The organism is Hymenobacter bucti (assembly GCF_042681145.1).
GTDB classification, from domain to species: domain Bacteria; phylum Bacteroidota; class Bacteroidia; order Cytophagales; family Hymenobacteraceae; genus Hymenobacter; species Hymenobacter bucti.
The window spans coordinates 82,417-92,279 of sequence record NZ_JBHUFD010000012.1; the positions used below are offsets into that span (position 1 = coordinate 82,417).

9 protein-coding genes are annotated in these 9,863 nt (G+C 56.2%); 7 read left to right on the forward strand and 2 right to left on the reverse strand.

Going from position 1 to position 9,863, the window contains the following annotated elements; genetic code table 11:
* Window positions 1–3 precede the first annotated feature (3 nt).
* Window positions 4–1,422 (forward strand): HesA/MoeB/ThiF family protein, encoded by a 1,419-nt coding sequence (locus ACFSDX_RS18910; protein ID WP_382316395.1) that lies wholly within the window; start codon window positions 4–6, stop codon window positions 1,420–1,422.
* Window positions 1,419–1,757, forward strand: coding sequence for a ubiquitination-like system serine protease family protein (locus ACFSDX_RS18915; RefSeq protein ID WP_382319718.1), 339 nt, complete (start codon window positions 1,419–1,421; stop codon window positions 1,755–1,757). Before ACFSDX_RS18910 ends, ACFSDX_RS18915 begins: the two co-directional genes overlap by 4 nt.
* 138 nt (window positions 1,758–1,895) lie before the next feature.
* Here ACFSDX_RS18915 and ACFSDX_RS18920 read toward each other — a convergent pair whose 3' ends face one another.
* A complete protein-coding gene (locus ACFSDX_RS18920; RefSeq protein WP_382316397.1) occupies window positions 1,896–2,561 on the reverse strand; it encodes a recombinase family protein in 666 nt (221 codons plus the stop codon).
* Window positions 2,562–2,859: 298 nt separating this feature from the next.
* Here ACFSDX_RS18920 and ACFSDX_RS18925 point away from each other — a divergent pair, with 298 nt between their 5' ends.
* The 5 genes from ACFSDX_RS18925 to ACFSDX_RS18945 all read left to right on the forward strand — a co-directional run bounded on the left by ACFSDX_RS18925 (window position 2,860) and on the right by ACFSDX_RS18945 (window position 6,666).
* Window positions 2,860–2,991, forward strand: coding sequence for a hypothetical protein (locus ACFSDX_RS18925; protein ID WP_382316399.1), 132 nt, complete (start codon window positions 2,860–2,862; stop codon window positions 2,989–2,991).
* Between the two features lie 138 nt (window positions 2,992–3,129).
* Window positions 3,130–4,110: a tyrosine-type recombinase/integrase gene (locus tag ACFSDX_RS18930; RefSeq protein WP_382316401.1), complete on the forward strand. Its 981-nt coding sequence runs from the start codon at window positions 3,130–3,132 to the stop codon at window positions 4,108–4,110.
* 212 nt (window positions 4,111–4,322) lie between these two features.
* Window positions 4,323–5,141, forward strand: a complete 819-nt coding sequence (locus ACFSDX_RS18935) for a helix-turn-helix domain-containing protein (protein WP_382316403.1) — start codon at window positions 4,323–4,325, stop codon at window positions 5,139–5,141.
* 183 nt (window positions 5,142–5,324) lie between these two features.
* A complete protein-coding gene (locus ACFSDX_RS18940; protein ID WP_382316405.1) occupies window positions 5,325–6,194 on the forward strand; it encodes an SDR family oxidoreductase in 870 nt (289 codons plus the stop codon).
* Window positions 6,195–6,543: 349 nt separating this feature from the next.
* Window positions 6,544–6,666, forward strand: coding sequence for an integrase core domain-containing protein (locus ACFSDX_RS18945; RefSeq protein ID WP_382316413.1), 123 nt, complete (start codon window positions 6,544–6,546; stop codon window positions 6,664–6,666).
* A 43-nt stretch (window positions 6,667–6,709) separates the two neighbouring features.
* Here ACFSDX_RS18945 and ACFSDX_RS18950 read toward each other — a convergent pair whose 3' ends face one another.
* Entirely contained in the window at window positions 6,710–9,769 is a 3,060-nt protein-coding gene (locus ACFSDX_RS18950) for a glycoside hydrolase family 2 protein (RefSeq protein ID WP_382316407.1), read from the reverse strand.
* Between the last annotated feature and the right edge of the window lie 94 nt (window positions 9,770–9,863).

The window sequence follows — 9,863 nt, forward strand, 5'->3', positions numbered from 1 at the left end:
GCTATGTATAAGCTCCGTATGAATGGGCCTGATTATATAGCCCTACGCCAGCACCTGTTTCCTGGCGATGAAAATGAAGCAATTGCGTTCGCACTCTGTGGACATAATCAGTACGATGATGAGGAAACGTTCCTGGTGCATCGACTTGAGCTGTTCTCTCATGACAAGTGCCTTGAACGTCGACCTGACTTAGTCGTCTGGCCACCTACAGCCATTGTGCATTTACTCGAAGAGTGCCGAGTCAATGGTTGGATGTTACTTAAAATCCATTGCCACCCAGGCGGCGGATATCCAAAGTTTTCAGACCTAGACGACGAATCAGATTTACAATTAAGCGATACATTGACAGGCTGGATTAACCGGGATGAATCATTCATTTCGGTCATTATGCTACCTGATGGTCATTTGTTTGGTCGTGCTGTTACAGCCAAAAGCGAATTCATACCGCTCACTTCAATACTGGTAGCTGGAGATGACATTCATCTTTTTTTACCAGAAAAAACACCTAGTTCGGATTGTGAAGAGGATAGTAGTGAAGTGCAACTACGGACTCGACAAGCTTTTGGTGAAGGCGCAGTAAGACAACTTCGAAAGCTACGAATTGGTATTGTTGGATGCTCAGGGACTGGTAGTATTGTTGCCGAATTGCTTGGTCGACTAGGAATAGGTGAGTTAGTTTTAGTAGACCACGATGTTGTCGAACACAAGAACTTAAACCGTATTCTTAATGCCCGACTTACTGATGCGGTCGCCGCACGTCACAAAGTGCATGTATTGAAAGAAGCTATTGAAGCTAGTGGTACTAATGTAATTGTACACGCCATTCCTCTCGGTTTGCACGATTACTTAGCGTATAAGGCTATCGCTGCTTGTGACATTGTATTCGGCTGCATGGATTCAATCGATGGACGCCATCTATTAAATCGAATAGCAACTTTCTTCATCTTACCTTATTTTGACCTAGGAATTCGATTAGATGCTGATGGCTTTGGCGGAATTAATGAAGCAATGGGTCGAGTAGATTATATCCAACCGGGTGGCTCGTCATTACTGTCACGGGAGCGCTATACATTAGAATTACTGCGTGCAGCAGATTTAGCACGCACTAATCCCGAAGAATATGAGCGTCAACTCGAAGCCAAGTACATTCGCTCAGCAAATGTGGAGAGCCCAGCCGTTATTAGCATAAACATGGCTTTTAGTGCGCAAGCGGTCACTGAGTTACTAGCCAGATTGCATTCTTTTCGGACAGAAGATAACAGTCGATTTGCTGAAGTAACATTTAGCATAGCAGGCTTCTTATTGCATCGCAAGCGTGATGGCATGCCCGATAAGGATTTAGCTCGTTATATAGGGAGAGGCACAATGTTGCCATTATTAAACGCTCCTACACTGATTATCAATAAACCTGCGGGCCTGTGAAGCGGCTTCGTCAGTGGTGGAATCGCTGGCTTGTTTTTACAGGCCAGCGATTACCTTCATACTCGTATCAGTATGTAAGCGATTTTCCGGATGCTAGACAAGTTCACACCGTGTATTTGCTCGGCAAACCTGGCAGAGAGTGGCTAGTAGGATTCCTATGCCCTTGCAATTGTGGACAATTCATTGAATTGTCTCTTTTACCAACTACAAAGCCACGATGGAAACTAGCAGTGCATGCTAATGAGGATACAGTGAGCCTTAGACCTTCAGTATGGCGAACAGTTGGGTGCCGCAGCCATTTCTTTCTTACTAACGGGCTTATTAAATGGTGTTAAATGTATACCTATTACGGTATCCGTTAGCCATCTATTCAAGCACGATAATTGGTCTTTAGTTACATTGTGCGCTTCGGTGTTTATCTAGCTAGTTGTTGTGATAGGCAGCCATGAATTGCGAAAGTCTTATTGCTGTACTTAGCGCTTTAGCAACCGGTGCACGGACATAGGAAAGAACAACTGCCCCCTCCGTGTTCGGTAACCCCCGTCATTGAGCTCCTGGGCAATCTGCTGCAACTTATATCCCTGCGCATGCAGTAGCCCTGCAAGTCGGGCTGCTTGCTGGTTCTGCTGATTAGTACGGGCATTCTCCTGCCGAATATTCAAGCTCTTCGCGATGGCTGCTGGGGTCATGTTAGCCGGCGTACCCAGCACGGCCCCGCGGGCCTTCTTCGCCGTGAGCGCGTCTATAGTTCGCTTCGAAATCATCTCCCGCTCGTGCTGAGCGATGACCGCGAATAGCCCAACCGTTAACGTATTGGCATCGGGCATGTCGCAGCAAATGAATGCCACACCCGAATCACGCAAGGCAAAGATGAACCCCGCGTTCCTCGACAATCTATCCAGCTTGGCAATCAGCAACGTCGCCCCCACCGCCCGTGCCGCGTCAATAGCCGCGAGCAGTTGGGGTCGCTGATTTTTCTTGCCGCTCTCCACTTCGACAAACTCCCCCAACAGCTGGGCCGAGTCCGCGACGAAGGCTGCCACCGCCGTGCGCTGGGCTTCGAGCCCGAGGCCGGACTGACCTTGACGAGCGGTGCTCACCCGGTAGTAGGGGACGTAATAAGTAGGTGCGGGCAGCATAAAACGGGGATTGGTACAAAAATAACGGCTATGGAGGAGTTTATAACATTTATTAAACGTACGTTCAACGCTTGTCAAATGTCTGTTTATAAGTATTTTATAAGGCATTGTATAAAGTGCTTTTGAGGTAATCAGAGTTACCGAATGGCGCGCTGTGAAAAAGCCTGTACACATTGACTTAAATAGAATAGTTAACTCCTGCTTACAAGCAAGTAGTACTGTGCTATTTGCTCTCTCCACTTGCAACTAGTTATTTAGCTAAGCTTGGCAGTGGGTAGTCCACTGCTTAGCTTTCGGTATGTCCACGCTGCCTCACCTAATGCGCCAGCCCCGCTCGCGACGCTCCCAGCGCCGCCGCCACCGTCGGCGCGTGCTGTTGGCCGTGCTGCTCGGCGCGACTCTAATTAGCGCAGCTTATCTGATTCACTAAGAAGGTACCTTGACCTATTACAAAAGCACGAAATAGGCATTTTCACCTTAGTACCGATAATTAATGTTTATCGGTACTAAGTTTGTAGAATCGAGCGTCAGTCATCCGCTGTTCTTTAATCCTTATTATATGGTCCCCATGGAAAAGACGTCTTCGCTGCCGGTTATCGTACCCACCCGCAGTCACTCGTTAGTGGAGATGCCAGCTTCAGTAGGTCGTTACGTCGAGGCTGGCCTGCAGGGCGCGGCCAACACGAAGCGCGGCTACGCAGCCGACCTGCGCAGCTTCGAGGACTACTGCCAGTACCAGCAGCTCGCTTACCTGCCGGCCGAGGTCACCACCGTCGCGGGCTACGTCTCGCAGTTAGCCGACCGGGGGCTTAAGTATGCCACCATCCGCCGCCACGTGGCCGCCATCGCCAAGCTGCACCAACTTGCCGGCCAGCCCTCGCCCACCAGCCACGAGGCGTTGGGCGTCGTGCTCGACGGCGTGGCCCGCGTGCACGGCAAGCGCCAGCGGCAGGCGCCCGCCTTCACTGTGGCCGAACTCAAGCAGGCCATCCGCGGGCTGGAGCTGACCACGCCCACCGGCCTGCGCGACCGGGCGCTGCTGTTGCTGGGCTTTGCCGGGGCCTTTCGGCGTTCCGAACTCGTGGCCCTGAACGTAGAAGACGTCGAGCTCACCCGTTTGGCACTGGTTATTCACTTACGGCGCAGCAAGACCAACCAGTACGGGGAGGAGGAAGACAAAGCCGTCTTTTATGCCCCTTCGGCCGACTATTGTCCGGTGCGCGCCGTGCAGGATTGGCTGGCCGTCCTTGACCGGCCGACGGGGCCACTTTTTACGCGCATGAGTCGGGGCACCAGCCGACGAGCCGCGCAGCCGGGTACGGCTCGGCTATCAGACCAAAGTGTGAATGATTTGGTGCAGCGCCACCTAGGGGCGGCCTATACGGCCCACTCGCTGCGGGCCTCGTTCGTGACAGTAGCCGTGGAGGCGGGCCAGAGCAATAAGGCCATTAAGAACCAGACCAAGCAAAAAACTGACGCTATGATTGAGCGCTATGCCCGCCTCGATGATGTCAAGCGCTTCAATGCGGCTCAGTATTTAGGCCTCTGATACGCAGCGGGCAGGTGGCAACCTCACTACTTATTCGGCTCCCCACGACGGCTCTCTAAGCGATGGCTTAGCCAAGTGGGCCAGCTCAAACCTTGCTTAAGCTGCTAAACTCTTGCCTAGGCTGGCCTTCTTTGAAGGGAAGCTGACAGGCAAAAGACGACAAGCGGCGGCACCTATTTTACCCTCCTCCCTGGTGGGCGCTACCTTGCACAATGCCTCTCTACGAAGTAGAACCGCCCCCTGAACTGCGACAGGTCATCAAAAACTTCTGGCACTTTCGCTTGGACCTGGGGCCGGGACCAGCCAGCTTCGAAGTGCTGCCCGACGGCTACGCGGAAATCATCTTCTACTTCGGCAACGCGGCTGGCCTGACCGTGCAGCCGGGCGGGCCGCGTCTGCCTTCTCCGTTCCTGCTGGGGCTGCTTGACCAGCCCGTGCGCTTTACCGGTAGCGGCTGGCTGGACGTGGTGGGCATTAAGTGCTTTCCCTGGACCGTATTCGACTTACTGGGGCTGCCAGCCGGCCGAGGCAGCGTGCAACCGGTGCGCCACCCGCTAGTGCAGCTGCAAGTCCCCCTGCAACAACTGGTGGAGGCGGCCCAGACACCGGAAGCGTTGGCGGAGGTGGCGCAGTACTTCCAAACAGCCCGGTTAGCAGGTGCCGACAACCTAGTTCTGAGGAAAGCGGGAGCCGCCATGCGCCGGGCGAATGGGACGCTACCGGTGCACGAAGTGGCGGCCGCGGCCCACGCCACAGTACGTACCCTGGAGCGCCGCTTCAAACAGGCGGTGGGGCATACGGTGAAGGATGTCTCGGCGCTAATGCGCTTCGAGCAGGTGCGTGACCGGCTCTGGCGTGACCCGGCGGCTAGCCTGGCCGGCTTGGCGCACGAGTTAGGCTACGCCGACCAGTCGCACCTGGGACAAGAGTTTAAGCGCTACAGCACCACCACCCCCGCCGCCTTTGCCCGCCAGGTGAAGCAGGTGCGCCGATTGATGGACCGTGATTTTGTCGCATTTCTCCTAACCTAGGGGAGCGGCAAGCGGGAATTTTGTGGACTATTCATCCCCCAAAGCAATGACCCCGCAGCACGCAAAAACGACCCTCGTATTGGGGGCCAACCTCGTTAGGCTGGCTACGGCTTACTGGCTTACCGGACTAGGCATTGGTGTGTTCCCTCACAAGTAGGTCATTGTTCAACTTAAACAAGAATCATGATACTAGTAACTGGTGCCACAGGCAACTTAGGCAAGGCAGCCATTAACTCACTATTAGCTAAAGGTGTAGCGGCAGCCGACATCGCGGCGTTGGTGCGAGATGAAACCAAGGCAGCGGAGTTAAAAGCAAAAGGAATCCAGGTGAAGCTGGGCGACTACCAGGATGTTGACTCCTTGAAAAAGGCGTTCCAAGGCATAGACACGCTCCTGCTAATCTCTTCTTCAGCAGCTATTGCTGATCGGTTTGGGCAGCACAAACATGCGATTGATGCCGCGAAGGAAACGGGCGTCAGTTACCTGGTGTACACGGGCTTTGCTATGAAGAATTTACATCAAAGCACCATGACGGCAGACGTGCAGTATCACGCCTACACCGCTGACTATTTAAAGCAGTCAACCATCCCGTATACCGTGATGAATGACACGTTTTATGCGGATTTCATTCCGTTCCTCATTGGCAAGAACGTGTTGGTGGAAGGAGTCTCTATTCCTGCCGGCGACGGTAAAGTCCCCTTTTTACCCCTAGCCGAAATGGCGGAGGCGTTAGCCGTTGTCCTGACTACGCCGGGTCATGAAAAGAAGGAGTACACTATCGCGGCAGACACCGCCTTCTCTTTCGCGGAAATTGCGGACATGCTAGCAGCCATTACCGGGAAGGCAATAGCTTATCATCAACCTGAAGTAAGCGTATACATTGCGCAGCTTATGCAGGCTGGTCTTTCGGAAGATGACGCGGCCTATATTTCCAGATACGCTAAGGCGTTTGCGCAGGGGGAGTTTGATACCGATAAAAGTGATGTAAAACAGTTACTGGGCAGGAGTCCGGTCCGGTTAGTAGATTTTTTGCGAACTATCTATAGTAAATAAAGAGGTGGTCGGCTAAATCTATGCAAAACAGCAGCTTATATTTCCTTTATCAGGAAAGACAACCCAGCATCCATCAAACGTCGGTGGGAGGCGCAGAACAAATGGCCCTCAGCCAACTAGGAGTCGGTAGGAAAGTTGCTTCCGTCGTGTCCATTCCCACCTAACCACTTTACCTAAAGTTCTTGGCGTCGGATTGTCAAATACAAGGCTGATAATAGGGTCTTATCAGTCCTTATTACCTCAGCCGAAGGAGCGACTCCCTTTACCTCTCGCTCTCTATTAGAAGCCCGGTCGCTATACTTCCTCGGGCGATGCGTTGGCATGAGGTACCTGACTACTCGACGCCCACCTGCTTCGCTCGCTGGCCCAGGTGCGCCAACTCGTCGACGAGTGGCGGCACGACTATAACACGCAACGGCCTCACCAGGCCTTGAATTTTATGACCCCTATCCAATTTAAACAAGCGGCTTAACCTCTGCCTGCCACTGGCTTATCGAACGGGGAAGCGTACAGCGCTACTTAGCCCAGCGCAGCATGTTCAGCAGCAACTGCTGGCCCACCACGTTGGCCCGGTTGCCGATAGAGGTATCAAGCGAGGTCAAGGCCGCGTTTTCACCGTCGCCTTCGGCTTTTTTGCTGGCTTTCACGCCGCGCAGGGTCGAGAAGATATCTAGAGAGCAGAGGAGGATGCGGCCCCGGCCGTGCGGCACCACGCTCAGGGCCGAGTACACCTCCTTTTTGTGGTCGGATACGCAGCCCACAATGGTTTCGCCGTTGAACAGGCGCAGGCCCACGCGGCTGCGGTCGTAGGTGGCAAAGCACTGATACTCCCAATTGAACACGCAGGCCTGCGGCAAGCCCACAAACAGCGGGTGGTTTTTCACGAAGTAGTTGCCGCCGTACCAGCTAGTGCCCAGCTCCTTATAGCCTCGGTAGTCTACCACTTCCTTGCGGCCCAGGTGCGTGGCCCACTTGTCGGCGTTGTTGACCACGATGAGCGTGTGGCCTTCATTAACCCACTCCAGAATATCCGTTACGAGCGGGTTGCCGGTTTGCTGCGGGTTGAAGGCGCCCACCAGCAGGTAGTCGCCCTGGGGCCGGCCCGACTTGAACTCCTTGAACGACGTAACCCCCACCGACCGGAGGTAGCCCGCCAGCACGCCGCTGGTATCGGCCACCGAGCCGGTGGGGAGTAGGCCACTGGTAGTCAGGCGCACGGCAAAGAGTTGGTCGTCGCCGCTAGCCACGGCCTGGGGGCCGCGCAGTAGCTCGGCCCGCACGGTGGTGTAGCCCGCGCTGGCCGGCACAATAGGCAACCCGGCCGCGAGTAGCTCGCCGTAGGTAGTGCCGCCGGTGGCCCGCACGGGCAGGGTTTTAGTGAAAATTACGTTGCCGCTTTCGTCGGTGGCCTGCACGCGCAAGCGGAAGATACCGCGCAGGTTAGCCTCGTTGATGAGGTGGAAATCGGCGCGGGCGGTGTCGCCCACGGCCAGCACCTTGCGGGTTAGCTTCACGGCCACGTATAGGGGGCGGTTGTAGCGCGCAATGAGCTGCACGTCGCCCTTTGGATTGCGGTAGTTGTCCACGATGCCTGAGTGGTTTTCTAGCATCATGCTTTCCCAGCCGTTCACGGCGTAGCCATCGGCCACATTGTTGAGGCGCACGTTTTCGATGGCGCGGCCCTGGTAGTAGTAGGCCGTGTTGCCCATAGCGGTGGTCAGCGCGTCCACCGTCGGGAAGGCCTGGCGGAAGCCGGGCGTGTTAGTCAAAAACTGGTCGTAAGCATCGTACCACTGCAAGTAGCTGGCGCTTTCCCACCCGACGTTCCGACCCGTTTTCAGAATTTCGTCCCGAATCAGCTGCAAGCGCGGCGGCGTGCCGATGGCCCCTTCCTCGCCATAATACACGATTTCGGCTCGGTGGTCGGTGTAGCGCAGGTACTTACTCGGCCCCGAATAAAGCGCATTGTTGTACACGCCCGGCCCACCCGCGTGGTGTTGGTCGAACCAGCCGAAGTCGTAAAATTTCGCATCGTAAGGCCGCAGGTGCAGCTTGAAGCGCGGATTAGGTTTTAGCGTAGGGTCGCCGTTGGAGGAGTTGTAGGTCAGCAGGCGCGTCTCATCGAGAGCGTGAGCAGCGCTCATTTCGGCGCGGTCGGGGGCTTCGGGCGGCGCGCCACGCTCGTTGTGCAGGTTGTAGATGACGAGTGCGGGGTGGCTGCGGTCGCGCCGCACCATGCGCAGCAGCTTTTCGGTGCGGGTAGCCAGGTAGAAATCCGTCTGCTTTTTGCCCAGCGAGTCGGTGGCATTGAACATGTTAGCGGGGTAGGAATTGCCGCCCGGCTCCTCAAAATAGAGCAGCCCCAGCTCATCGGCATAGTCGAGCACGTTGGCCTGGCCGATGGTGCGGTGGAAGTTGAGCATGTTCAGCCCCAGCGCCTTAGCCGTCTCAACCTGCTTGCGGGCCAGCGCGTCGGTGGGCGCAATGCCATTCACGGGCCAGAACCCCCACGAAATGGACGTGCGCAGTACAATACGCTGCCCATTGAGGAAAAACTGACGGTCGCCGCCCGCCACGTCGCGCACCTCAAACCACCGAAAGCCGAACCGCTGCCGGTAGGTATCGCTCCCGGCGGCCGTAGTCAGCGTGGCCACGACGTGGTACAGGTTGGGGTGCTCGACGCTCCAAAGCTGGGCGGCCGGTAGGCGCACGGTCACGGTGCGGGTGCTCTGGCCGGTGGGCACCTGCGGCAGGGTTATTTCCTTGGTGAAAACCGGGGGCTGCGCGCCGCCGGCCGCCGTCACGGCCAGCCGTAGGGTGCCGGGGGTGGGCCGAGCGGTCTGGTTGTCAAGGGTTACCTGCATATCTACTTCGCGCAGGGCGGGCTTGTTTTTTACGAACACATCCTGCACGTACACCAGTGGCGTGGCCACCAGCTCCACCTTGCCCGTGATGCCGCCGAAGCCGTGCGTGGGAATAGTGCGGTAGCTGCCCCACATAAAATTTTGCGAGTCGCGCCAGTCGAAGTTACCGTTGGGGTCGGTGATGCGCACGGCCACCTCGTTGGCCTGCCCGTAGCGCACCAGCTGGCTAATGTCAATCTCAAACGGCGTGCTGTTAACCAGGTCGTAGCCCGCCAGCTGCTGATTGACAAATACTTCGGCCCGAAACCGCACGCTCTCGAAGCGCAGCACCAACCGCTGCCCTTGTAGCGCGGCCGGCACCGCTAATTTGGTGCTGAACCACGACACCCCCAGGTAATTGCCGCTCAAGCCGAACGCGTTGCCATTTTGGCCCCAATAGTATTGCTCCACAGTGGCGGGTAGGTGCACGGTTTTGCCCTCAGTACCGGTCAGCTTGGCCCACCCGCCCGTGGGCGGGTTTATCGGAAGTTTGGTCACCTCAACGGGCGGCGCGTACAGCCGGTCGTGTACCCACGGGGCAGCTGGGTCGAGCCACAGGTGCCAGTCCTGGCTCGATAAATCCTGCACGAGGTGGCCGGTGCCGGGCTGCGCCTGGGCAACTAGGGTGAGGAAGGACAGGAGGGCGAGTAGCAGTCGGGCGGGAAGGGGCATGAGTAGGTAGTGATTAAATTTTTGGCTGTGTCTAGCCACCGTGGTGTGGGCGCCTCACGAGATCCCTCTGGAGCCAGCCCCAGAGGGGTCTCGT